This window comes from Pararobbsia alpina, from assembly GCF_965118125.1.
Classification (GTDB): Bacteria; Pseudomonadota; Gammaproteobacteria; order Burkholderiales; family Burkholderiaceae; genus Pararobbsia; species Pararobbsia alpina_A.
In genome coordinates this window covers 375237-399770 of sequence record NZ_OZ221289.1, presented here as the reverse complement: position 1 = coordinate 399770, position 24534 = coordinate 375237, and the positions used below count along the sequence as shown (strand labels likewise).

The window sequence follows — 24534 nt, the reverse complement described above, 5'->3', positions numbered from 1 at the left end:
CTGCGTGACTCACTCCCATCCCCCTCCCAAAGCAAGGAACGTCGCGATCTGATCGTTGTTGACGCCCTGCTCGGCCGTCGCCACCGCAAGCTCGCTGGTCACCCACGTACGCTGCGCGTCGAGCGCCACCAAGCCGCCCACCTTGCCGCCTTCGCGCAGCACGTGGGTGCGGTCGTTGACCACCTTTGCCTCGTCGCGGGCCGTCTCGAGGCTCTGCAATCGATCTAGCGCGGCCGCATAGTCGTTGAGCGACGACTCCGTTTCGCGCAGCGCGGTAAGGACCGTGCCATCGAAGCGCGCAAGGCTAGCCCGAGCCTGCGCTTGCGCGGCGGAAATCCGGTCGCGTATGGCTGTCCGATGCAGGTCCCAACTGACGAGTGGACCGACCGCGAAACGATTGGTCAACGGTCCAAAAGCGCTCGCCGCGGCACCGGTCGATCCGACCGACGCCCCTAGCTTGACGTCGGGATAAAGGTCCGCAGTCGCAACGCCGATTTCGGCCGTCGCTGCCGCCAACTGACGTTCGGCCGCACGAACGTCGGGACGACGCGCGAGCAGCGCACGACCGTCACCGGTGGGAATCAAGGTCGATAGCGTGAGCGGCTTGTGGCAATCCAGGAGGGTCTTGTCGTAGTCTTCAGGCGGCTGTCCCTGAAGGGTCGCTAAACGAAACGCGGCATTGCGCTGGCGCGCATGCAGCGGCGCAAGCAAAGCACGATTGCTGTCGACGGGCGATTGCTGGCGCACGGTATCGAATGAAGGCGCGCGCCCGTTTGCAACGAGTTGACGCGAGAGTGCGATGGTCTGCTCCTGAACCGCGATCACTTGCTCAAGCACGTCGATTTGATAGCCGGCGTTGCACAGATCCGAATACGCGCGCGCAGTCTCAGCCGCAACATTGACTCGCACGAGATCGCGCGCGGCTTGCGCCGCCTCGGTCTGCGCCGAAGCGGCTTCGATACCGCGTCGGATTCCGCCCCACAGGTCGAGGTCATAGCTCATCGTGATGCCGGTGTTGTAGATCTCGTGCCGTGGCGGTTCGATGTGAGACAGCGAAGCCTCGGCCGACTGCTGCGTATAGCTCGTCGACGCATCGGCGGCGACGATGATGTCCTTCGCGTCCTGTGCCTCCGACAGTAGCGCATGGCTGCGTTCAAGGTTCGCCTGCGCGATACGAAGCTCGGTGTTGGAAGCCAATGCGCCTTGCACGAGCTTGTCGAGCACGGGATCGTCGAACAGCCGCCACCAGTGATCGGGCAACGGCGCATCGATGCTCACCTTGGCATTGCCGGAGACAAATTCGCCTTGCGCTTCCGGGGCATTGACCACCGCGTTCTCGGGGATCTTGTAGTCGGGGCCGACCTCGGCGCAGCCAGCGAGCACCGTCAAGGTGAAGGCTGCAATGACCGCTACGTATCGACGTGTGCTTACCATGGCAGGCTCCGACGCACCCGAACTTCGTTTTCCGTCGAATGAATTTCGACCGACGCCGTCTGTCCTGGTACGAGACGCACGCCCTCGGGGACCGAATCGATCTGAATTCGCACCGGAATACGTTGGGCCAGCCGCACCCATGTGAACGACGGATTGACGTTGGCGAGCTGCGAATCGGTGCCGGTGCGCTCGCGGTCCTCCACGCCACCCGCGATGCTCTCGACGTGACCGCGTATTTCGTTGGCGACCCCCATGAGATAGATGCTTGCCGGATCGCCGACATTGACCGCGGGTAGCTTGGTCTCTTCGAAATAGCCTTCGACACGCAATGACTTCGCGCTTACGAGCGCCATCGCCGCCTTACCCGCACTGAGGTAGACACCGGGTTGTAGATCGACGTTGGTTACGCTCCCATCAACAGGCGCACGCACGAGCGTACGTTCGAGATTCAGCGCGGCGAGATCGCGCGCGGCCTCGGCCTGCTTGAGTGTCGCGCGGAGCTGTGCCGCCTTTGCCGTGCCCTGTTCGGTGGACTCGGTCGAGACGACATCAGGCATCGCTCGATTGCGTTTGTCCTCGCGTGTGGCTTCATCGGCATCGGCTTTCACGCGCTGTACGTCGGCTTCGGCTTGCTCGAGCGCGATCTGATAACGAGACCGATCGATGACGAGCAGCACCTGACCTTGCTTGACGGTCTCGTTGTCGTGCACGCGTACGTCCGTCACCAGACCGCTGACGTCCGGGGCAATCGGCACGATGTCGGCGCGCACGCGGCCATCGCGCGTCAGCGGCTCGATCTGATACCGGACCCACAGCGAATAGATGAGGACCAGCACACCGACAATGACGGCCGCAGTGACCAGCGTGCGGATGAGGTTCGAAAGCCGAAACATGTCAGGACACCATTCCACGGGGCAAGTAGAGATCGGCGATACGCGCGATGCCCCACCAGATCAGCAAAAACATCGCGAGCTCGACGAGCGCGGGTTGCCATAGCACGACACGTAAAGGCAGACGCAGCAGCGGACCCCGCAGCAGCGACGTAATGACGAGGGACAAGACGGCCCACGCAAGCCCAGCGGGGAAATAGATCCCGAAGATATGAATCTCTTCAATCATGATGGTCGAGCGCGCGCCCACGCCACGCCGGGAAGAAGGTTGCAGCGCATGCCGACGAGTGCGAGCAGCAGCCTGTCGCCCGAAGCGGGGCGAGGCTGCTGCAACTGGTCGATCGCGCGATCGAGCGAATCAACGAGCGATGGCGTGGGCTTGACCGCCTTGCGTTCGTCCTGGCGCAGCCGATAGAGACGCGAGAGTTCGCGGAGGGCATTTTCGATTGCGGTCCGTGTGTCGGCCTGCAGGTCATCCAGTCCCTCGCGGGCCTGGATCACGTTGCGTCCGATGCGGAGATCGTAGAGCCCGTCGACGGCGTGCAGTGCATCTTCGGGACCGGCGTAAGCCATGCGCGCGGCAATCTGCCCGAGACGGTCCGTCGCCCGCGCGGTCCATTCGTGCGCGTCGAGCGGCTTGCTGACGTCCGCGAGCAGGGCAAGGTCGTCCCAGTTCTTATGCACCATCCGATAAGCAGTCCAGCGTGCGCTGGTCGAGCGGAAGAGCTTGGTGACCGCCAGCGTCGTCACAATGCCGGCGACTTGCGCGAGCCCGGTGTTAACGAAGCCCGCGAAGTCAATCTGAAAGCGATCAAGAAACTGCATCGCGACAATGAAGCACGAGAGCATGGGCAACGCCTTCGATGCGCGTGCGGGGTCCGCTTGCAGATAGCCCATCCAGATGAGCGCGGGCGCGAGCGTGACGATCAGCATGTACGCGCCGTCGACGCGCGGCAGAACGACGAACAGATAAAGCGCGGCCAGAGGAAACGTCGCCAGCGTTGCAAGAAGGTAGGCGCCGATGGCCGGGGCAGGATCGTCCTGCGCCGCAAACGAGCACGTGATGAGCGCCGCAAACGCCGCGGTGGTTGAACCGCTGGGCCACGCAAGCATGACCCACACGGCGCAATAGATGCCGATGGCCGTCGTCGTTGCCAGGCCCGCGATCAGTGCCAGTCCATGGTCGCGTGCCAGGTGGAATTTACGCGTGGTGACACCGAATCCGCTACGACGCCGCGGAACGGTTCGATCGGACCGGGTGCGCCTCCATACAGCGTCTTTGTCGCTCGCTTCTTGCGACGCGATCGCCCGGACAAGCACGCGCGCGGAGTGCAACGTCTCGACGAATGCCGCGAGGCGGTCGCAGAGATTGGCCGAGAGCATCGCTTGCCACGACGATTCAGTCAGATGTCTGGCGGAAAGCATGCGGCTTCGATGTATCAGGTCGAGATCGAGCGCGTCGGCCGTGTCGGGTGCCGAATTGAGATCGTTTACGATCGCTTTCACCAGCGCCTCGGTCTCCTGGTCGAGCGCGTTGCCGTTGCGTAACCGGTCAAGCCTGTCCGTTGCGGCCGAGGCCAGCGGAATCAGTGCGGCAAGCCGATGTTGAAGCTCGGTGATGGTTTCGCGCGTGGCGTTGGAATAGCGGTAATCGAACGGCAGGTTGACCGCGATCATGCCAAGTTCGGTGACGTCCGCAGCGAGCTTGCGGCGGTTCTCATATTCCAGTCTCGTATGCACCCCGCCGAGTGCCTGGGTCGTCCATTGCGAAGCATGCGCGAGAAACGACTCCGCGCGCTCGTGAATCAGCGTCCGCACGCTCGTCGGATAGAAAAGCATATGCGTGACCGTCACGCAAAGAATGGCAACGGTCATCTCTTCGACGCGCGATATGGTCGTCGTGAAGATGTCGACGGGATCGTAGAGGTAGGGAAAGCTGATGACTGCCGTACTGAACGCGGCCATTTGAAAAAGGAATGCGCGCGGCGTGCGATCGAGCACCGCAAGATAGATGCAGATCCCCATCCAGATCGAGAGGCATACGACCAGCAACGCAGGGGCGTTCTGCATGTTGGGCACGACGAGAATCGTGACGACGGCTCCGACCGCGATGCCCGCGAGCCGATAGAGGACCTTCGGCCGAAACGCACCGGCCATCGGCTGCGCGGTGACGTAGACCGTCAGCAGTGCCCACCACGGACGCGGCAGGCTCACCGCGAACGAGACGAACAGGACGAGCGCCGCCGCGACGAAGGTGGTAAGCGAAAACAATAACCGCCCAAGGTCGATCGCGAGCAACTCGCCTGGACGCAGAAGACGAATGTGCGATTGCGACACAGGCACCACCTTCGAACGGTCAGACAAATCCAGAATGTCACGTTATTCAGTGACGGGCGAATTGTGCTCAAGGCCCACAGATACGTCCAAGACGGATTTCCTACGACCGCGATTCGGTTTTCTTATAGCAGGTTTACGGTGCTTTGGCAGACGGGGCCCGGGCGGCCTTGATCCGACCTGCAGGGGCTTGCTCCGTGGCAAGGGGCGCTACCGTCACCTATTCGGTCTGCTTATGGCGGCTATCCGAAATAAGCCTTGGACGTGCGATTCGCCGAAGTCCAACCTACACATCAACGACAGCGCAATGCGGTATGTCAACGGCACTCCGGAATTGATACAGCGACTTCCGGCATCGGCACTTTAGATTTGATACACCGATTTGTGGTGTTATTGCGGTGCCGGCCGCGCTCAGTGGGCGTCGTCCTCCTTTGGCACAGCCGATCTCTTCGAGACCAACCCGGCCCGTCGTTTCTCGCGTAGCCGGTAGCTCTCCCCTTGGATGGCCACGACGTGAGCGTGATGCAAGAGCCGATCAAGCATCGCGGCAGTCAGCGTTGCGTCGTCGGCGAACGTCTGATCCCATTGCCCGAACGGAAGGTTGCTGGTCACGATCAGACTGCCGCGCTCGTATCGTTTGGCAATCACCTGGAAGAACAGGTTGGCTTGCTCGCGACTCATGGGCAGGTATCCGATCTCATCGATGATCAACAGTCGGTACGGATTCACGAATCGTTTGAGCGCGTCGCCGAGCTGATTTTGTCGATGCGCCGTTGTCAATATCATCAGCAGATCCGCCGCCGTGATGAAGCGCACCTTGATGCCCGCCTGCGTCGCGGCATAGCCCAGTGCCATCGCGATGTGCGTTTTGCCCGTGCCGCTCGGTCCGAGCAATACGACGTTCTCGTTGCGCTCCAGGAAGGCAAGGCTCGACAGCTCTTGAACCTGCGATCTCGGCACGCCGCTAGCGATGGCGAAGTCGAAGCCATCCAGAGTCTTGATCGCCGGGAAGCCTGCCAGGCGTGCGAACGTCGCTCGCTGCCGCACGAGCCGCGCCGTGTGCTCGGCCTTCAACACCGACTCCAGGAACTCGGTCAGGTTGATCTCGTCGGCGATGGCCTTCTGAGCCAAATGCGGCAGCACGTCAGCGACCGTCGAGAGCTTGAGTTGGGCACATAGCTGCGCCACACGTTCATGTGCGACGTTCATGCGGCAACCCGAATCAACTGGTCATACACCGACAGCGGGTGCTGCAGCGGAGAGAGCCAGTCGTGGAATCGCTCACGCAACTCTTGCCCGCTCGCCGGCGTCGTTGCTGGCAACAAGGCCGGATACGGCGGCGGCAGACTCTGCAATGCCTTCTGCTCCACAAGCAACTGTTCGCCCGGCTTGAGCTTGGTTGTCCCATGTACCCGCATGTGTGCGACCTCGCGCAGCCAGCGCCACACTTGAGTGTTGGCTGTCGTCACGTCTAGCTCAACACTCGCCGCCTTGAACTGAGCGGCCAACGGTACGTAGAAACTGCGGCGCAAATAGCCGTTCATCCGTTCGACTTTGCCCTTGGTCTTGGCGCGGTACGGCTGACACAGCTCGGGTTGGAACCCATAGTGCCGAGCAAAGTCGAGAAACCCAGGTTGGAAGCGATGCTGCTTCGGACCATATGCGTCTCGCTCAACTACGACAGTCTTCATATTGTCGTAGAGCCCTCGCCGAGGCACGCCGCCGAACCAATCGAAACAATTGGCATGGCACGTCAGCAAAGTATCGAGTCGCATGTCGGAAACGAACTCGACGTACGCCGCGCGGCTGTAGCCGAGAGTGGCGACGAACGCGAACAGGTTCGCACCTTTGCGCCTGCGGAACTCGACCCAATCCACCTGCATTTGATCGCCTGCAGCAGTTTCGAATCGCACGAGCGGATCGGGTGGTTGCGCGGGGCGCAGCGTAGCCACGAATTTGCGCACGACCCGCTCGCCGCCGCCAAACCCCATCGCCTGAATCTCGCGCCACAGGACTGTCGCCGGAATCCACTCGGGTGCCGCTGCCGCTACGCGTTCTCGTAGATAGGCTTCGTACGGAACCAGTATCGACTCACGTGGCGTCGTTGCAGGCCGAAACGTCGGCGCGTCCTGCGCCGCCAAGTACTTCCTCACCGTGTTGACTGAGCAGCCAACCTCACAAGCTATGGCGCGAAGGCTCTTGCCCTGTTTGTGCAATATCTTGATCTGCATGTATCCCTCGTACGAGACCATCGCCGCTCAAAGCGGCCATTATCTCTTCGTCGAGGTGTATCAATTCCTCAGTGCCGACTGTGTATCAATTTACCAGTGCCGCTGACACGGTACGTGTCCCGGTAGAAGCCGAGCGCCACTTACGTTGTTTGCGGCCGGATGTCTAACCCGATATTGAACTTTCAAAGGTGAATCAAATGAAGAAGCAACTTGTCACGACCTTGTCCATCGGTCTTCTCGTCGCAGCCGGCGCATTGTCGTCGACGTTCGCACAAGCGCAAACGGCACATGCGGCGCCCGTCTCGCAGGGCGTTGTGCAAAGCAGTGACGCGGGCAATACGGCAGCATCGACGACACAGCACAAGGCACCGCGTCTCCTGAAGTGGCTCCGTGCCCATGAAAACAAGGGCAGCCAATGCGTCGGCCCTGCAAGCTTCTGTGATATCTACTTCGGTTGATTAGCGCCCGTGCCGTTTTTCGGGCATCGCATCGACCTTGGGAAGCGTATCGAGACCGTCATTGCCGTCGGGCGAGAGGGTCGTCAAGGTGCGTAGCGACGACAGACTCCCTCCGTTCAACATCGATCTCAGCATCGACTCGAACGCTGCCGACGCTACGCTTCGGTACGCGCGCTTGCGTCGAAGAAGCGCGACGGTACGCAGTGGGAACGGTGGATCGAGTGCGACATAGCGGAAATCGCGATGCTCGAACTCGATCGTGCTGGGCAGGATCGTCGCGATTCGGCCGCGTCTCACGGTCTTGAGAATCGCGCTGATCGAATTGGCATGCAGCGAGACCGTCGGCGTAATGCCGCAGGCGTTGAAATAACTGTCGACGTAGTAGCGGGACACGAAACCCGTTGCGAGCAAAGCAAGCGGTGTTTGCGCAAGCTGCTTGGGTGTAACGGGGCTGCGCGATTTCGCAAGCGGATGCGTCGCGCCCACCACGAGCATGAGCCGTTCCGGATAGAGCGGCTCGGCCTCGACGTCATCGGATCTAACATCGAGAAAGCCCAAGCCGAGGTCTACGCTGTCCTCGGTGAGCGCTGCCTCGACGTCGTCGAGTGACATTTCCCTTAGCTCGACAAAGACCTTCGGATAGCTCGCATAGAACGCTTCGACGAGCGGCGCAACCAGATACTCGGTAAAGGTCGGCGTGAACGCTAGGCGCAATTCACCTCGCGACAGGTCTTCGACGTCCTGCATCGCGCGCTGCGCGGCTTCCAAATCGCGGAAAGCGCGTCGCGCGAAGCCCAGATAGGTCTCGCCATAGTCGGTGAGCGTGATGCCCCGTCCACTTCGATCGAACAACGGCGCGCCGAGGTCTTCTTCCAGTTGTCGGATCTTTTGCGAAAGCGCGGGCTGTGAGACATAAAGCGCATCCGCGGCGCGCGTAAAGCTTCGATGCTCGTCGATGGCGAGCAGATAGCGGATATCCCGGAGAATCGAGGCGCGCTTTGAAGCTTTCATGTGCACATTCTGAGCCAGACTGCGCGTGCTGTCTTGGCAAGAGGGCGTCAAAAGCGCGCTGAGAAGCTGTTGCGAAATTGAAGGGGCCAAGCCTCGAGATGCGACCAGCAGATTAACGAGCAAGGCAGGGAGAGGAATGCCTCGTGAACATGAGCGAGGCGTTCATATCGGATCTTCAAGCGCCGAAACGAGTGCAACCATGCAATGGATATCTCGATGGGCCAGCGTGTCTTTCCGATCTACAAGGATTGCAGCCCGTCACGAGCCCCAGAATCGGTTACGTAGGTTTCGACCAACTGGAGAAAATTCCGCCGAAGTCCTTCGACTGTCATTTTCAAAGTCGCAAGTGGGGCAGTTCATGCGTACTGTGTTTCGTACACGTGTCAGGCGATTTTCGATGATCTAGGGACCGCCGTCTAGTGACCGAAACTGGCCGGTTTGGACCCGCCGGCCGGTTCTCGGTTTTGCCCGGCAGTTGCGCACGCGTGCGGACAGTGCGCGTTTCGGGATTCTCATCAATGTCCGGACTCCGGGCAATTGACACGTTTAATTCGCATCCCGGAAACCGTTGCCCAGCAAGGATTCGCGGCACTCGACCCCTTAGGCCCCGTGCGCCTCGGCGAATTGACAACTTTATTGCGATCTACGATCGCGTCGCACTACGAACAGAAATCAAGGAAACCAAGCCAATGAGGGCTAGTTATTGGCCTCCGGACCGGGGGCTGCTTTCTTCGAGGAAGTGAGACTTTACAAGTCCGTCAGAGAAGTTTGCCCCCAAGCTCGCGTACCAGATCGTTGCACGGCACGGCGTTACTACCAAACCTATCTCGTACCGCGGGCTGGGCCCGTACGGCGCGCTTTGGAGAGCGGGCGAAGGTGATCCATTCACGTTCACGCGGCGCGTGACTGGAAGCGGCGCGATCAGCTATTCATGCGAAACCTTGGCCGAGATTGTCCGCCGATTGCTTCAACAGGCGGGGATCGAGGGCAGAAACGCTTCGGCAGCGCGGCGGACCTTTGCGGTAAATCTTCACCGCAGGGCCGGTCGCTCAAGCTTATCCAGGCACTGATCGGGGTGTCTAGTTTGTCTGCAGTTAAAACCCTCGTTAAGGCCGATCCGGTGCGGCTGGCGGCGATTGTGAGCGGCGTGATCTGCGCCTGCGGTGTTTTAAAATCGCAGCCGTTTTGAGCCGTTATCTGTGGGATCGGCGCCCGCGCGGCGCGTGATGCCATGGCGCCTTCGTTTGCTATCAATGCTTGCACTTCCCGTGCGACATGCTATCATTGATAGCAATTCGAGTGTGGGAGTGAATCATGGCAAATCTTCTGGTTAGAAATGTGGATGAGGGACTTGTCCAAAGCCTGCGCGAGCGGGCCGCAGCCCATGGGCGCAGCGCCGAAGCCGAACATCGCGAGATTTTGGCAAAGGCGCTACGCGCTCCGCAGCGCAAGACGTTCGCGGAAGTGTTGATGACCATTCCGAACGTCGGATCCGACGCCGATTTTGCGCGCGTGGATGACGGTGAGGCAGCGAATGTATTTGGTTGATACAAATGTCATCAGCGAAGTACGGAAGAGGGAGCGAGCGGACAAGGGTGTAATGGCGTTCTTCCGAAAGGCAGCGCAGGAGGATGCCGACCTGTACCTTTCGGTGGTAACGGTTGGCGAACTGCGGCGGGGCGTGGAAATCATTCGTCACCGTGGCGACAAGCCCCAGGCAACCCGCCTTGAAAACTGGCTCAATGGTGTGCTTCAGGAGTTTGCTTCGAGCATCCTGGCGGTGGACGAGGAGATAGGGCAGATATGGGGACGCTTGCGCGTCCCTCATTCCGAACACTCGCTCGACAAGTTGATCGCGGCGACCGCGTTGATTCACGACCTGATCGTGGTGACGCGGAACGTCGATGATTTCGCCGGAACGGGGGCTCGCGTGGTCAACCCGTTCAAAGGGTATTGCCGAGACTAACAACGAGGAAAACCTGGAAGGGTAAGGTATATTTGTCGCACATGATCGACTGCTTCGATGGCATGGTAGTCAGTTGGTCGATTGTCACGAGCCCTGACGCGGAGCTCTTGAATACCATGTTAGATGCGGCTATCGAGACCGTGACCGAAGACGATGAGATACCGATCGTGCATTCTGATCGGGGTGGCCACAACCGTTGGCATGGTTGGCTATCGCGGATTGCAAAGGCTAACTTGATTCGATCCATGTCGCGTAAGGCCTATTCCCCAGACAACGCGGCCTGTGAGGGATTCTTCGGCAGTCTGAAGACCGAAATGTCTATCCAGGAGACTGGCGTTCGACGTCCATCGCGGAGTTCGTTGAGGTGCTGAGGGCCTACATTCGTTAGTACAACAAGAAGCGGATCAAGAGCACTCCTGGTTACCTCAGCCCCATCGAGTACCGTGAAAGCCTGGGAACTAACGACGTAAATCAGTCCAAGAAAATAGCCGCATCCCCCGTGGGTCAGGATTGAGCGCGCATCAACAGGAGGGAGACTAGACGGGGCCGTCGCGTTAGGGCGCGACCCTGCGTCGTTATCAAACGCCTACCGCGTTTCGCCGGACACAGGGACACCAACGATCAACAGCCGCTGTTTCTGCAGTCGCGTGGTCTTAAGAAGCAGGGCCGGTCAGAGTCACGAGCGTTTTATGCCTGCAAACTGCGATTGCAGATACGCCGCCGTACGACTCCTTGGCTCTCGTGCGACCTGCGATGGCAAGCCGCTCGCGACAATCGTTCCTCCGGCGTCGCCCGCACCAGGGCCTACGTCGATGACCCAGTCGCTCTGCGCGGCCACGCGCATATCGTGTTCAACCACGACCACCGTATTGCCTGCGTCGGCGAGTCCTTGCAGCTGGATCAACAGTCGGTCGACGTCGGCGGGATGAAGACCGGTAGTGGGCTCATCAAGAACATACAGGGTGTCGCCCCGTTGCGCGCGCTGTAGCTCTGTCGCAAGTTTGATGCGCTGCGCTTCGCCACCCGACAGTTCCGTCGCAGGCTGACCGAGCCTGAGATAACCCAGGCCGATGTCGCGCAACGTGGTGAGCGCACGCATGACGCTCGCTGTGTCGGCGAAGAATTCGCATGCGGCATCGACCGTCAGATTCAGCACCTCGGCGATGTTCTTGTCACGCCACGTGATCTCGAGTGTCTGGGCGTTATAGCGTGTGCCGTGACAGGTCGTACAGGGCGCGTAGGCGCTGGGCAAAAACAGTAGCTCGACACTCACGAACCCTTCGCCCTCACATGTTGGACAGCGGCCCTGCGCTACGTTGAACGAAAACCGTCCTGCGCCATAGCGACGCTTGCGCGCCGCGGGCGTATCTGCGAAAAGCTTGCGCACGTGGTCGAACAAGCCGGTGTAGGTCGCCAGATTGGAACGCGGCGTTCTCCCGATCGGCTTCTGGTCGACGCGCACGAGCCGCCTGATCCGCTCCATGCCTTCTACAATACGGCCGCCGGTCGGCACCACCGCGGGCGCAAGCAGAGGATTCTCTTCGTCCTGGTCCGGACTCTCGATGACTTTACCGAGGCTCGCTGCGACCAACTCCGGCAGGGCCTGGCTGACGAGGCTCGACTTGCCTGAACCCGATATGCCGGTCACGGTTGTCAGACAGCCGAGCGGAAACGCGACATCGACTTCATGCAAGTTGTTGCGCGTGACGCCAGCGAGGCGCAGCCAGGCCGCGGGATCGCGAGGCACGCGGTCGATCTGCGCCGGCGGCGCGAACAGATGTCGACGCGTCTGCGACGCCTCGACGTTCGCAAGGCCCGCCGGCGGCCCGCTGTACACGACATGGCCACCCGATTCACCCGCCGCCGGCCCGACGTCCACAAGCCAGTCAGCTCGACGCATCATCTGCAGATCGTGCTCGACGATGAAAAGCGAATTGCCGGCAGCCTTGAGTGCCTGCAAAGCGCTGAACAGCGCTTCGCCATCAGCAGGGTGCAATCCGGCTGACGGCTCGTCGAGCACGTAGACGACGCCGAATAGTTGCGACGCAAGTTGCGTGGCCAGCCTCAATCGCTGCAACTCGCCCGACGACAGTGTGGGGGTGCTGCGATCGAGTGCGAGATAGCCCAGCCCCAGTTCGATGAGCGTCTTCAGCCGTTCCAGAAGTTCAGCTGCAATGCGCTGTGCTGCCAGTCGCTTTTCATTGGAGAGGTTCGGGGTGCGGCGGATATCGGGTGACGCTTTGTGCGCCGAGCCGCCGGCTGCGACTCGCTTATCGACGGCATCGCGCATGGCGCCTTTACTGAGCACATCGCCATTGCCTTTTGCCGAAGCATCCGTTTCGGCCCACTGTCCGCGCGCGACGGGTTCGAGCAATCGGGCGAGACCCGACAACGACAATTCCGAAAACTCGGCAATATCAAGGCCGGCGAATTTGACGGATAGCGCTTCCCGTTTGAGCCGCTTGCCGTGACAGTCGGGGCAGTCGCTACCGACCATGTATTGCGACACACGCTTTTTCATCAAGGCGCTTTGCGTGTTGGCGAAGGTATGCAGCACGTAACGCCGCGCGCCCGTGAAGGTCCCCTGATAACTCGGCTCTTCCTTGCGCTTGAGAGCCGCGCGAGCCTCTTTAGGTGTCAGTCCTGCGTAGACCGGTACAGTCGGCTGATCGTCGGTGAACAGAATCCAGTCGCGATCCTTCCTGGGCAGGTCGCGCCAGGGTGTATCGACGTCATAGCCGAGCGTTACGAGAATATCGCGCAGGTTCTGTCCGTGCCACGCGGGCGGCCATGCAGCGATTGCCCGCTCACGGATGGTCAGCGAGTCGTCTGGCACCATCGACTTCTCGGTGACTTCGTACACACGTCCGAGACCGTGACAGGTCGGACATGCACCCTGGACCGTGTTCGGTGAAAAGTCTTCGGCAAACAGCATCGGCTGCTTTGCCGGATAAGTACCGGTGCGCGAAAAGAGCATACGCACAAGGCTCGATAGCGTCGTGATACTTCCGACAGAAGAGCGCGCACTCGGTGTACCGCGTTGTTGCTGCAAGGCCACCGCGGGGGGCAGGCCTTCGATCGCATCGACCTCGGGCACCCCGACTTGCTCGATCAGACGTCGCGCGTAGGGTGCGACCGATTCGAAATAACGCCGCTGGGCTTCGGCGTAGAGCGTACCGAATGCGAGCGACGATTTACCCGAGCCAGACACCCCTGTGAAAACGACCAGTGAATCGCGGGGAATCCGCACATCGACGTTTTTGAGGTTGTGCTCGCGCGCGCCACGCACGCTGACAAACCCCGTAAAACCTTCATCGGGTGCAGAGTGTGAACGACGTGTGTGGCGGATGGCATCCATATCGTTTCGACCTGAGAACATCGATCGGGCCTTATGCTCGCATGAATCAGAATGCAGACAATCGATTCGATGGGCAGCGTGCTCGCTCGGACTATTTGAGCCAGCCCGTGACAACCCGGCAGGTGAAGAGCCGCGTCCCAGGGTCGATGGCGGCGAGCGCTGACACGGAGATCAGTTCTCGAGGCCCGATAAGACCGATTCCAACGAGCGTTGCGGCAATAAAGAACTCGCGCACCCGGATCCTTTTTAGTGACACCGGGTCATCGTGAGGCTGCGCCGCGTGCTGCTTGAGGGTTGCAAGCTCGAGGCGGTGCGCTGACACCTTCGCACGTAGCACCGCGATCTGCGTTCTCAATCTCGCCGTTTTCACATGGCCTCCTTGACTGCTGCAATGTCGCTCTCAAGCTCGCTGCGGAAAACCGACAGAGCCGCTGGTGGCCGTCGAGCTTTGAGCGCCGCAAAGGCCACAAGGACAACATCGAACCACGCAGCGGCGATGCCCTAAGCTGTCAAGACGAAGTAGCGGGTAGTGAAGGCAGTGACGATGATCGCGATACAACCGAAGTCAAGTGTGAAAAGGCCCCCGATTGCCAACGTCGCCATGCTATCGTTTCTCGAACCAACTGATGTCGAAGCAGCGCCAATTCCAAGCCGGCCAACTCTACTTAGTGCGGGAAGCGCAGCGTGCAAAACGTCGCGAGGGAGCGAAAGCGCGCCAGCCTAGTCGAGATTCTCATGGTCGCCCCCCGCGTCGGGCTCCTCTTCGTGGCTATTCGTGGCTTCTGGCAAGGAGCGCACCGACGAAAAATCCCGCAGCAACACCGATAGCCAGTATTCCAAGGGGATGTGTTTGCGTCATCGAAGAGAGGGCCTCGACGTAGTCTCCGAATGTCTTTTGTGCCCGTCCACCCATCTCGCGCATCGTGGCAGTGACTCGCTTGGGCGCGTCTCCGATCGCGTCGGCAACGACGCCTTCAACGGTACCAGCGGCCATTTGGACTGCGCCTTCAACTTGGTTGCTGTTCATGATCTGCTCCGGGCGTATTCGCTTGAACAATGAGGAATGACGGGGCTGTGAAGCCTCACCCATGCTTCGCAACCAGCGTGCCAACGCGGACGAGAACGGGACGACGGAGAGATAGAACCTCGTCTCTTAGCGTGTCCATGAACCCTGTCATCGATCGGCCACGGATGGTGCGCCATCCGGCTGCGTCAACGCGAGCAATATGCGAACTAGCAGGTCCATGTCACCAGGCTTGCCACAAAAAGCGTCGAAGCCGGCTTCGCGGTAGGCCTGCTTGCCCGAGCCAAAGTCCATTGCCGTCCACGCTACGGCAGGGCAGGTAACGCCTTGGCTTCGCAGTGCCTTCAACACATCGATGCCGTTCATGTCCGGCAACGTAAAGTCGAGGAGGACAACATCAGGCTGCGCAAGCGGCGCTGATCGAATCGCTGTAGCACCATTTGGCGCTGTGGTGACAGCGTATCCATGAAGCGTGAGCACAATGGAGATAACCTCCAGTGTGTCATTATTGTCGTCGACCGCGAGAACACGGGCGGGTACATGGACGGCTTTTCGTCCACGATTCCATTGCTCGCCCGGTAGAAATCGGTGTGGCATAGGAGTTTACGTGTTGTTGCTTTGGTCTTTCGGTGCGTCGTGACCGGCGTTGACGGGCGTGCATCGCAACGCCGGCGACTTTGACTGTCGAGCCACAAGGCATGTCGCCTCATTCGTAAGCCTCGCCCGTTGGATCACAGCAACGCTTGCAGAGGCTCCGAAAAATCCGCTTGGCTCGTATGAGTTCTCGGCCATGGTAGTCTCGCCTAAATTTCAGTCGCGCATTCGGCTAAGCTATTCGCGTGCGCAGGTCCATTTTGCTCGGCCCGGTTTTTTGGTCGCTACGCTACGTCGGCACCAAGTATTCGTTCAACTCGAGCCGCAATTCACTAGTCGATATGTGCAAGGCGATGGCAATGGCTTCGATCAGACAAAACAAATTCTGCGAATGTTGATTCGCGAGGTGATCATATTTGGCGCTGCGCGTCGACACAGGAACAACGTTTTACAAGCAATAGGCATCGGCATGGGTAAGGCTTTTGAATATCGAGGGTTTTACATCTTCGTGTATCTTGAACGATTTGAATGGCGAACCCGGCACGGGTCTCGCGAAGTGGGGTATGTACCAGTGATTCAGATTGCTGAGCGCGACCGACTTACTGAACAATCCTCACGGATTCGCGTTGGCAACGTCGCTGGAAGTCCGTTTGGGTCGGCGGATGCAGCAATGGATGCGGGCGGCACAGCCGCGCGAAAAATCATTGCGGACCTCACCGGGCATAGCGTGAAGCAGCTGTCCGGCTGGAAAGAGCTGTCAGTTCATTGACCACGCCGGCAGGTTGCAGTTTTGCTGCGGTTCCACTGTGTAGGCCTGGTTCCGCCGGCAAATTCGCTCATAAAAGTCTTTTGAAATGGCTCTGCCCAGCTTCCCTCGAGCAAAGCCGCTAGGCGATCCAAGATTTGCAAACGTCCATTACGATTTTGTCAAAGCGCGACGATGCGCGTGGCTTCTGGAACGGAGGTGGTGATCGGGAGTCTGGTGCGAAGCTGAGCCCGCCGCGGACGGGGGTGGCCGAACCGCCAATGAGAATGTTCCGGAGAAGGATCTTGAGGTAATCAAGACGATGCCCGGACGCACTGCGTCGGATGCGAGCGAAGAGGGCGTCAACGTTCTCCGCGTCGGACCGTGATCTTGAGAGACTGACGTTATGCCTGGCCCACATGTAGGAGCGGGAGCCGGATCGCCGCATTTGGATGATAGCCAGCGACAACAAGCGCGCATCACTCGACGCCGCATCCGCTTGTAAACCGTGAAGCGCTCCGGGACGAAGGCGAAGTAGCCATGGCGCAAGCTGCCACGCCAATGTGATCGGGCCCGGCCGCGGAAATGGAAGCTAAGGGCGGACGATTTGCGCGAGAGAAGAACGCGAGTATGTCTGCATCTATTGTGTCAACGATGCCTGGGACGGAATGCGCACCGTGAACGTCGCGCCGTGGCCGTCGCTGGCTGCGTCGATCGTTCCGTTGTGAAGCGAAATGATCTGCTTGACCAGCCAGAGACCCACCCCGAGTCCGCCTGAGCGTCCGCTCGGGCGATCGGCGAATTGCTGAAAGCGGTCGAACACATGCGGCAACGCGTCAGGCTCGATGCCGCGTCCTGTGTCGCGCACGGTAAGGATGATGTCGAGATCGGTGGCAACGACCGACATATATGGTGCCGGCGTCGGTAAATTTGATCGCGTTGGTCAGCAGGTTGGAGACGACTTGGCGCATCCGGCTGTCATCCGCCAGGGTCGTGCACGGCGCGATGCCGGTTGCCCGCAACTCGAGGCCCTTGTGCTCGGCCGCCTTTCGCATGTGCTCCACCACGATGGCAGCGAGCGCGCCCAGATCGACGGGCTGGAGGTTGACGGACATTTTGCCGCTCGCCACGGCACCGCTGTGGATCAAGTCATCAACCATGTGCGTCAGTTGTCGGCCGTTGCGCCGGATCGCTTCGCCGGCGCTCGCAACGACGGACGGATCGGCGACGAGATGAAGCAGTTCCCCCCACGAAACGATGGCATTGAGCGGCGAGCGTGTCTCATGCGATACCGCGGCGACGAATTGACCCATGGTCCGCGCAAGCGCCTCGCTGCGTTCACGGCCCGTGCGCTCGGCGCCGGCTCGCGCGTCGGCCTCAAGTTCGTGTTCCTTGCGCGCGGTGATGTCGAGCGTGAAGCCGATGACGGAACGCAGGGTGCCGTTTTCGTGAAGCCGCCCCGTGCCGCGAATCAGAACCCAGCGACGACCGTTTGCGCCGCTTACCCCGAGCTCAAACTCGAACGGCACGTCAGCCGACACGGCTCTCCAGCTCGCGGCAATTCGCTCGGCGTCGTTCCCAAGCAGTCTTTCGAAGGAACAGGACGCCGGGTCGGCGATGGCGAGATCGGTGCGGCATCGCTCGCTGCACGCAATCGCGCCTGTCGCCACATCAAGTTGCCACGCGCCGACCCCGGCGAATTCCAGCACGTCCTCGACTGCGACAGGTGCTCGTCGATACGTTCGTGTGCTTCTTGGGCAAGCAGCGTCTTCAGGCGAGCATGGGAGCGCATCTGGGCGCGTTCGCGGCGCTCGCGTTTGACATCGAGGATGCGCAGCGTGACGTCGTCGAATCGAAGGGCAACCAGTGGCGGACTCGTGTCGGTGACAGGCAAGAGCGACCTGCGGATTTGCCGGTATCGCGAAGCGCCGCTCCGGTCTGGTTCGGCATGCACTGATCGCTTCAGACGGAAGACGGGTACGCGCCGCACGCGACCCGCGTGCGTCTCTTCGACAAGGGCTGCAATCATGTCGCCCTGTTCAGCAAGCGCGTCGATCTGGTCGACCTGTTGTGATCCGAACGCGACATGGCTGATGCCAAGTAGCGCACGGCACGCCGCATTCGCCCCTTCGACTTGCAAATGGATGTTGACGACAATATAAGGGTCTGGAAGCCGTTCGAACAGAAACGCATCGAATGTGGTCGCGTCGGCCCTTTGCGTTCCTGTTACGGTTCTGGATTCCATCAAGCGGCGCGCGGACCGTGCGGGCGCCGCGAGCGGCGAAATGCAAAAAAAGTCACATCGGGACGTACAGTTCGCGCCGGGCATAGTCTTCCTTACCGGGTAATGAGGTTGGCGAACCCACTTGAGTTCGCCGATGTGCGCTTTGGCGTAGGGGTCCAGCAGCAGCTTGTTCGGGTTGAAGCGATGGCCATCGCGGGGTCATAGGGTCCGTGGACACGATAGCCATAGACGGCACCCCGCTTCGATGCGATGCTTTGGGCTGGTGGTCGATGGCCACGCTCAAGCGAGCGGCATCCGCGGGCCAGCGTCCGCCGCTACGCTGCTTTTGATCTTCAACGCGCACCACGACGTCGTTGATTTCACGCTCCCGGAGATTGCTGGCGTAGATCACTGGACGTGCTTGCTCGACACGAACGCACCTATCCGCAGCGAACTGCCTGCGTTCAAATCGAGGGACACCTATCAGGTCACGGGCCGCTCGCTCCTTGTTTTTGCGCTCGAAGCCCCGAGTCGCGAGACGCAGCAGGTGTTCGACAGACTCGAGTCCGATCTCACGGAAAGCTGATCTGCGACGATCTGTGGTCGCGAGCGCCGACGGATGTCATCTCGCGCGGTCGCGCAATGATCTCGTGCCGTATTGTTCAAGCACGGGAGAGCGTGCGTCGTCCATGGCTAGCTAAGCTCTTCCACCGACGACGCGGTCAACGAGCCTTTGTCGGGCCTTACGCGACGAGTCATCAGACACCCGACGACGAGGAAATGCAGGCAGAAGTGGCAAATGTCGCATGCGGGGTCGCGAACGCCGTCTCCGCGATTTGTGCGGGGCGACTACAGAAACCCGACGCGGAGCTCGATACGCCGCGCATGAAATGAGGGCGGCTTCTCCATCCGAGCCCAGTCCATTGACAACTACCAAATAAGGGTCCCGTGAGTCGTAGACGTCTGTGCGTGTGGATCTGCGTGGCGGCATCGACGGGCCTGACGCAACGCCCGGCGTCCGCTCAAAGTTCGGTCGTGCTTTACGGTCTGCTGGATACAAGCATCGAGAGAACGAACCCCGGAAACGGCTGGACGACGCGCATAGATTCGGGCGCCTATCGCGGTTCGCGCTTTGGGCTTTCGGCAGACGAGGCGCTAGGCGGCGGACTGCACGCACTGGTACGGCTCGAGAGCGGATTCAGCAGCGCCGACGGTACGCTGTCGCAGGCAGGCACGTTGTTGAGTCGGCAGGCATGGATCGGCTTGCGCGACGGTTGGGGGGAACTGCGTTTAGGGCGCCAGTACTCGCCGCTCTACATCCCTTTCAAGGGAAAGCTCGACGCATTTGGTGCCGGTACCATCGCGTCAGGACTCGACAACTTGTCGAAGATCACCCCCTAGGTCAGCGACGCATTGACCTGGATCTCGCCCAACTTCAACGGGTTCCAGACAACGTGGATGGTGTCTAAGCGCGATGTGTCCGGCGGCGACGGCAACGGGTTGTCAGGCTACTACCTGACCTCGGACTATGACCTTGGCCAGCTGTCGCTTCACTATGCACGACAGCAGACGCATGGTGCAGGTGCATTGCGATCTGACTTCGCCGGCGCGTCGTATGGCGTGGGCGCGTGGCGCGCGTGGCTCGCCGGGTTCAACGGCGAAGGCGGTGCCCCTTACTACCACGCCGCCGGCCTCTCTCTGTCGGCGCGCTATAGCGTGACCCCTGCAATGAGCGTCAGCGCGGGGTATGTAATAGCCAATGACGGGAGCGTTTCCAACGGCGGCGCGCAGCAGTTCAGCCTTGAATTCCAGTACGCGGTTTCCAGAACGCTGTTGTTCTATGCGAGTTACGCCGACCTGAAGAACGAGGGTGAATCGCGGTTCACCCTGCGGGGCGTCAATGTCACCGGTTTGCCTGCAGCCTACGCAGGTGCGCCCGTGCGCGGCATGCAGGTCGGCGTGATCGAGCAATTCTGAGCCGGCTTAAGGAAGCGCATAGGCAATGACATAGTCGCCCAGCTTCGTGCCGAACGAACCGTGACCGCCCGCGGCGATCACGACATATTGCTTGCCGTTGACCTCGTACGTCATTGGGGTCGCCTGACCACCCGCGGGAAGACGCGCGCTCCAGAGTTCCTTGCCGGTATCCGTGCTGAACGCGCGAAGATAGTTGTCGGCGGTCGCCCCGATAAAGAAGACGTGGCCTGCCGTTGTGACCGGGCCACCGAGCATCGGCATGCCCATGCGAAGCGGGATAGGTAACGGCGCGCTATCGCGGACGGTGCCGATGCGCTTTTTCCAGACCACCTGATTCGTGCGCAGGTCGAGCGCGGCAACGTAGCCCCACGCCGGCTGCTTGCAGGGCAACCCGATCGGCGACATGAAGGGATTCAAGGTCACCCCGAACGGCACGCCGTACTGAGGCTGAACGCCAGCTTCGGCGCCTGTGCCGTTCTGTCCCGCCTGAGGGGGTTCGATGGGGTTGCGCGGTCCGCGCGGAATCAACTTCGAAACGAAGGGCAACGCGATCGGATTGGCGATTGCGATCTGGCGGTCAGTATCGACCGCAATACCGCCCCATTCGAACATGCCGAGATTGCCCGGAAAAACGAGCGTGCCTTGTTCGGACGGTGGCGTGAAAGGCCCTTCATAGCGCAAGCGGTGAAACATCACGCGGCACACGAGCTGGTCGTACATCGTCGCGCCCCACATGTCTGCGCCGGTCAGGTTCTTTGAAGGCCTGAACGTCAGCGCGGAGAAGGGCTGCGTCGGCGATACATGGTCGCCTCGAGCCGCTCCCTGCGGCACGGGCCGTTCAGGCGCAGGCACGAGAAGATGTCCGTTTCGACGGTCAAGCACGAAGATGTTCCCGGTCTTCGCCGGTACATAAATCGCGGGCACCGTGTTGCCGTTGCGATCCGTAATGTCGGCAAGCGTCGGCTGCGAAGGCACATCCATATCCCAGAGGTCGTGATGGACGGTCTGGTAGAACCACGCGAGCTTGCCCGTCGATGCGTGAAGCGCGAGCAGCCCGCTTGCATATCGTTCGAGCGCGGGCGTACGATCGCCGCCCCAGATGTCGGGTGTCTTGACACCCATGGGCAAATACACAAGATCGAGTTTCGGGTCGTAGGCCGCGGGAGCCCAGGAATTTGGAGAGTTCTTCGTAAAGGTGTGCTGGTCGTCGGGGATGGCGTTGGGTGTATCCGAACCGGTATCAAATGCCCACACCAGCCGCCCGGTGTCCACATCGAACCCTCGGATGACGCCCGAAGGCTCCCGGGTGGAGAAGTTGTCGGTGACCGCTCCGGCGACGACGATGACTTTTCCGGCGATGACCGGCGGCGAGGTCGGCTCGTATTGCCCGGCAGTCTGGACCGGCTGAAGATGCTGAAGGTCGAGGTCGCCTGTATTGCCGAACGCCGGGCAAGGTCGGCCGGTGTCTGCATCGAGCTCGTACAGATGGCCGTCGTTGACGGGCAGGATCACCCGTCTTGTACACATTGCCCGAGTGGCGCCCTGCGCGATCGACGTTTGTTGGGACGGCGCCGTCGCGCTCGCCTGTTCATCGTAATAGGACACGCCGCGACAGGTGACGTGCTGGAAGCTCGGGTCAGGTTTTAACTTCGGGTCGAAGCGCCACTTCTCCTTGCCCGTTGCGGCATCGAGTGCGAATAGGATCTGATGGGGAGAACAGAGATAGAGCGTGTCGCCGACCTTGAGCGGGGTCACTTCATTGGTGATCTCGACCGGATCCTGCGGTCCTTTCTTGTCGCCCGTTTCGAACGTCCACGCCACCTTGAGATCCGACACGTTATGTTCGTTGATCTGCGAGAGTCGCGAATAGCGTGTGCCCGCTTGCGTGTGGCCGTATGCCGTCCAGTCGCCCGCATGGGCATCGCCTTGCAATGTCGGCGTCGTCGCACCGGCAGCAAGCGCTCCGTTGACTTGCTGCGGATCGTTGAACGCTGCGTAGATCAACACGGCAACGCATATGACGAGGCTCGCGCCCAACGTGAGCGCGCCGCGGCGCCGGTCGGTGTCGAATGCGGCCGAGACGGGCGGCACGACGAGCCAGATTCCGAACACGACAAGGACATCCAGCCGGGGTGCAAGCGCCCACAAGTCTGTGCCGGATTCGGCAACGGACCATGCGAGGGTTGCGATAAGCAGCGCAGCGTAGACGACCAGCGAATAGGCATAGCGACGCAGCATGAGCCATGCAAAAGCGAGCCACACGATACCCGCAACGACGTAATAGGGCGAACCGCCGATCGTGGAAAGCCAGATCCCACCCCCGAAAAGGTAGGCACCCGTCAGCATCGCAAACACCACGCTTATCCAGTGGCCCCAATGGGTAAAGCGAGCGTGCGAAGGCGTTGCGAAACGAGCCATGACGTCATTCCTTACGTAACGCTTACCGCTCAAGGTTGGCGGCGCCTCGAAGAGGAGCATTTTTTATTCCGCGGGGGCCGAGACAGTCATGCGATCTCGCTAGCCTTCAGAGTCGCCTACCGGCAACGAAAGGCGCCGACCGGAAGCTGCATCGGACGTGCGGAGCATGGCGGCGCGCGGCGCCACCCCTTAACGTGCCAGCCAGGTCGTTGTGGGAGCGGGCGTCGATCGAAACGCCGGTTTGGCAAAAAAGTAACCCTGCATCAGCGTGACGCCGTTGGCCGCGAAGAAGTCTCGCTCGCCTCGGGTTTCTATGCCTTCGGCAATGACGCGGACGCCCAAATCGCGGCACATCGACAGTACGCCCCGCACAATGCTTTGCCGCACTGAATCTGTGTCGATGCCGCGTACGAGTTCCATATCGAGTTTGAGCAGGTCCGGCTGAAACTCGGTAAGCAAGGTCAGCCCGGAGTAGCCAGCGCCGAAATCATCAATGGCCGTCTGAAAGCCAAAGCGTCGATAGGCACGAAAAATCTCGACAAGGTGCGAGCGGCTGACGATGTTTTCACCTTCGACTGTCTCGAAGATGATTCGGTCGCTTGGGAAATGATGTTTTTCGGCTGCTTCAAACGTACTGCGGATACATGCTTCTGGCCTATAGACAGCGTTCGGCATGAAATTAATCGACAGATGCCCTTCGATATTCAGAAGGGCAGCCTGTTCGATGGCGATCGTGCGACAGCGTTGATCGAAATGGTAGCGATTGGCCTCGTTGATCCGGGCAAGCACCGACCCGGCGGACTCGCCATTGGGCCCACGCACCAACGCCTCATGTGCGTATGCAGTACCGGTGGTCGTGTCGACGATCGGTTGGAACGCAAATGCCAGGTCGATTGCTTCGTGGGCGGCAACGCGGCAACCTGTGCACTCGCCTGCTACATCGCTTATCGCGAACCGGACGCTGGGGGTCTTATCGTTCATGGAGGTCTTTGAATGGCGTACGCACGCTTGCGTCGATGTCCGTCTTATCGGCTCCAATCCCCATAAGCTTTATCCCCGCTCGGGAAATCGGGCCAAAGATTTTGATCCTTGGCCCGGCATCTCAGCGTAGCCGCGTTTGCCAAAGCACCGTGTGCGCGGCTTCGCGCTTCGGGCACCTTGGATATCCGCAGTCAAGCTGTCGCCTTTTCCTTTGTTGCCTTCCCATTGCCGGCGCGCTGGGCAAACTTCGAGAGTTTCAGGTCGGTCGCCTTTTCCTCTTCCAGCGTCTGCGTTAGCAATTTCACCGCATCGTCGTGTCCGAGTTGTTTGCCGATCGCACAAAGGCTCCCGTACGAAGCGATTTCGTAGTGCTCCACCTTTTGCGCCGCAGCCACGAGGCCAGCGTCCAGAACAGCGCCTTTCTTGATTTCGTCGATCAGCTCCTGGCCTTCTTCAATCAGGCCTTCCATTGCGACGCACTTCATGCGTTTGAGTCGAAGTCCGGTTTTTTCCACGATCTGGTCGATTCGCTCAATTTGACCTTGCGTCTCCTCGAGGTGCGTCTTGAACGCGTCGATTAGTTCGGGGTCCGATGCAGCGCGTGAGAGCTTCGCCAGTGCTCGCGTCAGTTGCTTCTCGGCGCTGTAGATATCGGAAAGCATGTGAACGAACAGGTCGTCGATGGTTTTGCGCTGTGCCATGGTGATCTCCTAATTGTGTGAATGGAGCCCTGCGTATTGCAACGGCCATGCCCAACCAATGCGACAAGTCACGCGAAGAAAATGACGACGTTCCTTCTTTGGTGCCTCAGGCGAAGTGCCGAAGGCGAGGTTGGCAGGATGCAATGCTGGGTACAGCCCTCGGCTTGATCATTGGAATGGAAGGCTGC

General features: G+C 60.3%; 22 protein-coding genes and 4 pseudogenes. 9 read left to right on the top strand and 17 right to left on the bottom strand.

Annotation, left to right across the window (positions count from 1 at the left end):
• Nucleotides 1–9: 9 nt before the first annotated feature.
• The 6 genes from ACMFWR_RS32665 to istA all read right to left on the bottom strand — a co-directional run bounded on the left by ACMFWR_RS32665 (nucleotide 10) and on the right by istA (nucleotide 6889).
• On the bottom strand, nucleotides 10–1434 hold the full coding sequence (locus ACMFWR_RS32665; protein ID WP_413197535.1) for an efflux transporter outer membrane subunit: 1425 nt from the start codon (nucleotides 1432–1434) through the stop codon (nucleotides 10–12).
• The gene (locus ACMFWR_RS32660) at nucleotides 1428–2327 is read right to left on the bottom strand and encodes an efflux RND transporter periplasmic adaptor subunit (protein WP_413197534.1); all 900 of its coding nucleotides are present in this window, start codon (nucleotides 2325–2327) and stop codon (nucleotides 1428–1430) included. The genes ACMFWR_RS32665 and ACMFWR_RS32660 overlap by 7 nt, the downstream gene beginning before the upstream one ends.
• Before the next feature lies 1 nt (nucleotide 2328).
• The gene (locus ACMFWR_RS32655) at nucleotides 2329–2553 is read right to left on the bottom strand and encodes a DUF1656 domain-containing protein (protein ID WP_413197533.1); all 225 of its coding nucleotides are present in this window, start codon (nucleotides 2551–2553) and stop codon (nucleotides 2329–2331) included.
• Nucleotides 2550–4661, bottom strand: coding sequence for an FUSC family protein (locus tag ACMFWR_RS32650; RefSeq protein WP_413197532.1), 2112 nt, complete (start codon nucleotides 4659–4661; stop codon nucleotides 2550–2552). Before ACMFWR_RS32650 ends, ACMFWR_RS32655 begins: the two co-directional genes overlap by 4 nt.
• A 408-nt stretch (nucleotides 4662–5069) precedes the next feature.
• Nucleotides 5070–5867, bottom strand: a complete 798-nt coding sequence (gene istB, locus ACMFWR_RS32645) for an IS21-like element helper ATPase IstB (RefSeq protein ID WP_413193416.1) — start codon at nucleotides 5865–5867, stop codon at nucleotides 5070–5072.
• On the bottom strand, nucleotides 5864–6889 hold the full coding sequence (gene istA / locus ACMFWR_RS32640) for an IS21 family transposase (protein ID WP_413193415.1): 1026 nt from the start codon (nucleotides 6887–6889) through the stop codon (nucleotides 5864–5866). The genes istB and istA overlap by 4 nt, the downstream gene beginning before the upstream one ends.
• 197 nt (nucleotides 6890–7086) lie before the next feature.
• Here istA and ACMFWR_RS32635 point away from each other — a divergent pair, with 197 nt between their 5' ends.
• Nucleotides 7087–7347 carry a hypothetical protein gene (locus ACMFWR_RS32635; protein ID WP_413197531.1) on the top strand — a complete coding sequence of 87 codons (261 nt, stop codon included), beginning with the start codon at nucleotides 7087–7089 and terminating at the stop codon, nucleotides 7345–7347.
• Here ACMFWR_RS32635 and cynR read toward each other — a convergent pair whose 3' ends face one another.
• Together cynR and ACMFWR_RS32625 are read right to left on the bottom strand one after the other, a co-directional pair.
• Entirely contained in the window at nucleotides 7348–8358 is a 1011-nt protein-coding gene (gene cynR, locus ACMFWR_RS32630) for a transcriptional regulator CynR (protein ID WP_413197530.1), read from the bottom strand.
• 47 nt (nucleotides 8359–8405) lie between these two features.
• Nucleotides 8406–8597: pseudogene (locus ACMFWR_RS32625) on the bottom strand (transposase); the annotation flags it as partial.
• Between the two features lie 692 nt (nucleotides 8598–9289).
• On the opposite strand from ACMFWR_RS32625, the gene ACMFWR_RS32620 reads away from it, so the two are divergent.
• The 4 genes and pseudogenes from ACMFWR_RS32620 to ACMFWR_RS32605 form a co-directional block, all read left to right on the top strand.
• Nucleotides 9290–9547 (top strand): hypothetical protein, encoded by a 258-nt coding sequence (locus tag ACMFWR_RS32620; RefSeq protein WP_413197529.1) that lies wholly within the window; start codon nucleotides 9290–9292, stop codon nucleotides 9545–9547.
• Between the two features lie 125 nt (nucleotides 9548–9672).
• Nucleotides 9673–9906 (top strand): FitA-like ribbon-helix-helix domain-containing protein, encoded by a 234-nt coding sequence (locus tag ACMFWR_RS32615; protein ID WP_413197528.1) that lies wholly within the window; start codon nucleotides 9673–9675, stop codon nucleotides 9904–9906.
• Nucleotides 9893–10324 (top strand): type II toxin-antitoxin system VapC family toxin, encoded by a 432-nt coding sequence (locus ACMFWR_RS32610; RefSeq protein WP_413197527.1) that lies wholly within the window; start codon nucleotides 9893–9895, stop codon nucleotides 10322–10324. Before ACMFWR_RS32615 ends, ACMFWR_RS32610 begins: the two co-directional genes overlap by 14 nt.
• A gap of 20 nt (nucleotides 10325–10344) precedes the next feature.
• Nucleotides 10345–10838 (top strand): annotated as a pseudogene (locus ACMFWR_RS32605) (transposase); the annotation flags it as partial.
• Between the two features lie 162 nt (nucleotides 10839–11000).
• Here the strand turns inward: ACMFWR_RS32605 and ACMFWR_RS32600 are convergent.
• From ACMFWR_RS32600 to ACMFWR_RS32585, 4 genes are all read right to left on the bottom strand, one after another.
• Nucleotides 11001–13682 (bottom strand): excinuclease ABC subunit A, encoded by a 2682-nt coding sequence (locus ACMFWR_RS32600; RefSeq protein ID WP_413197526.1) that lies wholly within the window; start codon nucleotides 13680–13682, stop codon nucleotides 11001–11003.
• A 91-nt stretch (nucleotides 13683–13773) separates the two neighbouring features.
• Nucleotides 13774–14052: a hypothetical protein gene (locus tag ACMFWR_RS32595; RefSeq protein WP_413197525.1), complete on the bottom strand. Its 279-nt coding sequence runs from the start codon at nucleotides 14050–14052 to the stop codon at nucleotides 13774–13776.
• A 399-nt stretch (nucleotides 14053–14451) separates the two neighbouring features.
• Nucleotides 14452–14709, bottom strand: a complete 258-nt coding sequence (locus tag ACMFWR_RS32590; RefSeq protein WP_413197524.1) for a hypothetical protein — start codon at nucleotides 14707–14709, stop codon at nucleotides 14452–14454.
• Nucleotides 14710–14856: 147 nt separating this feature from the next.
• Nucleotides 14857–15303: a response regulator transcription factor gene (locus ACMFWR_RS32585; protein ID WP_413197523.1), complete on the bottom strand. Its 447-nt coding sequence runs from the start codon at nucleotides 15301–15303 to the stop codon at nucleotides 14857–14859.
• A 193-nt stretch (nucleotides 15304–15496) separates the two neighbouring features.
• Here ACMFWR_RS32585 and ACMFWR_RS32580 point away from each other — a divergent pair, with 193 nt between their 5' ends.
• Nucleotides 15497–16069, top strand: a complete 573-nt coding sequence (locus tag ACMFWR_RS32580; RefSeq protein WP_413197522.1) for a hypothetical protein — start codon at nucleotides 15497–15499, stop codon at nucleotides 16067–16069.
• Between the two features lie 616 nt (nucleotides 16070–16685).
• On the opposite strand, the gene ACMFWR_RS32575 is transcribed toward ACMFWR_RS32580, so the two are convergent.
• Both ACMFWR_RS32575 and ACMFWR_RS32570 read right to left on the bottom strand, forming a co-directional pair.
• Nucleotides 16686–16952, bottom strand: a complete 267-nt coding sequence (locus ACMFWR_RS32575) for a sensor histidine kinase (RefSeq protein ID WP_413197521.1) — start codon at nucleotides 16950–16952, stop codon at nucleotides 16686–16688.
• Complete coding sequence (locus tag ACMFWR_RS32570; protein ID WP_413197520.1) at nucleotides 16882–17754, bottom strand: sensor histidine kinase; 873 nt, start codon at nucleotides 17752–17754, stop codon at nucleotides 16882–16884. The genes ACMFWR_RS32575 and ACMFWR_RS32570 overlap by 71 nt, the downstream gene beginning before the upstream one ends.
• 17 nt (nucleotides 17755–17771) lie before the next feature.
• Here ACMFWR_RS32570 and ACMFWR_RS32565 point away from each other — a divergent pair, with 17 nt between their 5' ends.
• The 3 genes and pseudogenes from ACMFWR_RS32565 (at nucleotide 17772) to ACMFWR_RS32555 (ending at nucleotide 20246) form a co-directional block, all read left to right on the top strand.
• Complete coding sequence (locus tag ACMFWR_RS32565) at nucleotides 17772–18002, top strand: hypothetical protein (protein ID WP_413197519.1); 231 nt, start codon at nucleotides 17772–17774, stop codon at nucleotides 18000–18002.
• A gap of 529 nt (nucleotides 18003–18531) precedes the next feature.
• Nucleotides 18532–18855: pseudogene (locus ACMFWR_RS32560) on the top strand (glycogen debranching enzyme GlgX); the annotation flags it as partial.
• A gap of 362 nt (nucleotides 18856–19217) precedes the next feature.
• A pseudogene (locus tag ACMFWR_RS32555) lies at nucleotides 19218–20246 on the top strand (porin).
• Nucleotides 20247–20252: 6 nt separating this feature from the next.
• Here ACMFWR_RS32555 and ACMFWR_RS32550 read toward each other — a convergent pair.
• The 3 genes from ACMFWR_RS32550 to ACMFWR_RS32540 all read right to left on the bottom strand — a co-directional run bounded on the left by ACMFWR_RS32550 (nucleotide 20253) and on the right by ACMFWR_RS32540 (nucleotide 24346).
• Nucleotides 20253–22664, bottom strand: coding sequence for a membrane-bound PQQ-dependent dehydrogenase, glucose/quinate/shikimate family (locus ACMFWR_RS32550; RefSeq protein ID WP_413197518.1), 2412 nt, complete (start codon nucleotides 22662–22664; stop codon nucleotides 20253–20255).
• 189 nt (nucleotides 22665–22853) lie between these two features.
• Entirely contained in the window at nucleotides 22854–23645 is a 792-nt protein-coding gene (locus ACMFWR_RS32545; protein ID WP_413197517.1) for an EAL domain-containing protein, read from the bottom strand.
• Between the two features lie 191 nt (nucleotides 23646–23836).
• Entirely contained in the window at nucleotides 23837–24346 is a 510-nt protein-coding gene (locus ACMFWR_RS32540; protein ID WP_413197516.1) for a ferritin-like domain-containing protein, read from the bottom strand.
• Nucleotides 24347–24534: the final 188 nt, after the last annotated feature.

What these genes read in the sequence shown, in the direction of transcription:
- ACMFWR_RS32665 (WP_413197535.1), bottom strand. Translation starts at nt 1,434, where the DNA reads ATGGTAAGCACACGTCGATACGTAGCGGTCATTGCAGCCTTCACCTTG.
- ACMFWR_RS32660 (WP_413197534.1), bottom strand. Translation starts at nt 2,327, where the DNA reads ATGTTTCGGCTTTCGAACCTCATCCGCACGCTGGTCACTGCGGCCGTC.
- ACMFWR_RS32655 (WP_413197533.1), bottom strand. Translation starts at nt 2,553, where the DNA reads ATGATTGAAGAGATTCATATCTTCGGGATCTATTTCCCCGCTGGGCTT.
- istB (WP_413193416.1), bottom strand. Translation starts at nt 5,867, where the DNA reads ATGAACGTCGCACATGAACGTGTGGCGCAGCTATGTGCCCAACTCAAG.
- istA (WP_413193415.1), bottom strand. Translation starts at nt 6,889, where the DNA reads ATGCAGATCAAGATATTGCACAAACAGGGCAAGAGCCTTCGCGCCATA.
- ACMFWR_RS32635 (WP_413197531.1), top strand. Translation starts at nt 7,087, where the DNA reads ATGAAGAAGCAACTTGTCACGACCTTGTCCATCGGTCTTCTCGTCGCA.
- cynR (WP_413197530.1), bottom strand. Translation starts at nt 8,358, where the DNA reads ATGAAAGCTTCAAAGCGCGCCTCGATTCTCCGGGATATCCGCTATCTG.
- ACMFWR_RS32620 (WP_413197529.1), top strand. Translation starts at nt 9,290, where the DNA reads ATGCGAAACCTTGGCCGAGATTGTCCGCCGATTGCTTCAACAGGCGGG.
- ACMFWR_RS32615 (WP_413197528.1), top strand. Translation starts at nt 9,673, where the DNA reads ATGGCAAATCTTCTGGTTAGAAATGTGGATGAGGGACTTGTCCAAAGC.
- ACMFWR_RS32610 (WP_413197527.1), top strand. Translation starts at nt 9,893, where the DNA reads ATGTATTTGGTTGATACAAATGTCATCAGCGAAGTACGGAAGAGGGAG.
- ACMFWR_RS32600 (WP_413197526.1), bottom strand. Translation starts at nt 13,682, where the DNA reads ATGGATGCCATCCGCCACACACGTCGTTCACACTCTGCACCCGATGAA.
- ACMFWR_RS32590 (WP_413197524.1), bottom strand. Translation starts at nt 14,709, where the DNA reads ATGAACAGCAACCAAGTTGAAGGCGCAGTCCAAATGGCCGCTGGTACC.
- ACMFWR_RS32585 (WP_413197523.1), bottom strand. Translation starts at nt 15,303, where the DNA reads ATGCCACACCGATTTCTACCGGGCGAGCAATGGAATCGTGGACGAAAA.
- ACMFWR_RS32580 (WP_413197522.1), top strand. Translation starts at nt 15,497, where the DNA reads ATGGTAGTCTCGCCTAAATTTCAGTCGCGCATTCGGCTAAGCTATTCG.
- ACMFWR_RS32575 (WP_413197521.1), bottom strand. Translation starts at nt 16,952, where the DNA reads ATGTCGGTCGTTGCCACCGATCTCGACATCATCCTTACCGTGCGCGAC.
- ACMFWR_RS32550 (WP_413197518.1), bottom strand. Translation starts at nt 22,664, where the DNA reads ATGGCTCGTTTCGCAACGCCTTCGCACGCTCGCTTTACCCATTGGGGC.
- ACMFWR_RS32545 (WP_413197517.1), bottom strand. Translation starts at nt 23,645, where the DNA reads ATGAACGATAAGACCCCCAGCGTCCGGTTCGCGATAAGCGATGTAGCA.
- ACMFWR_RS32540 (WP_413197516.1), bottom strand. Translation starts at nt 24,346, where the DNA reads ATGGCACAGCGCAAAACCATCGACGACCTGTTCGTTCACATGCTTTCC.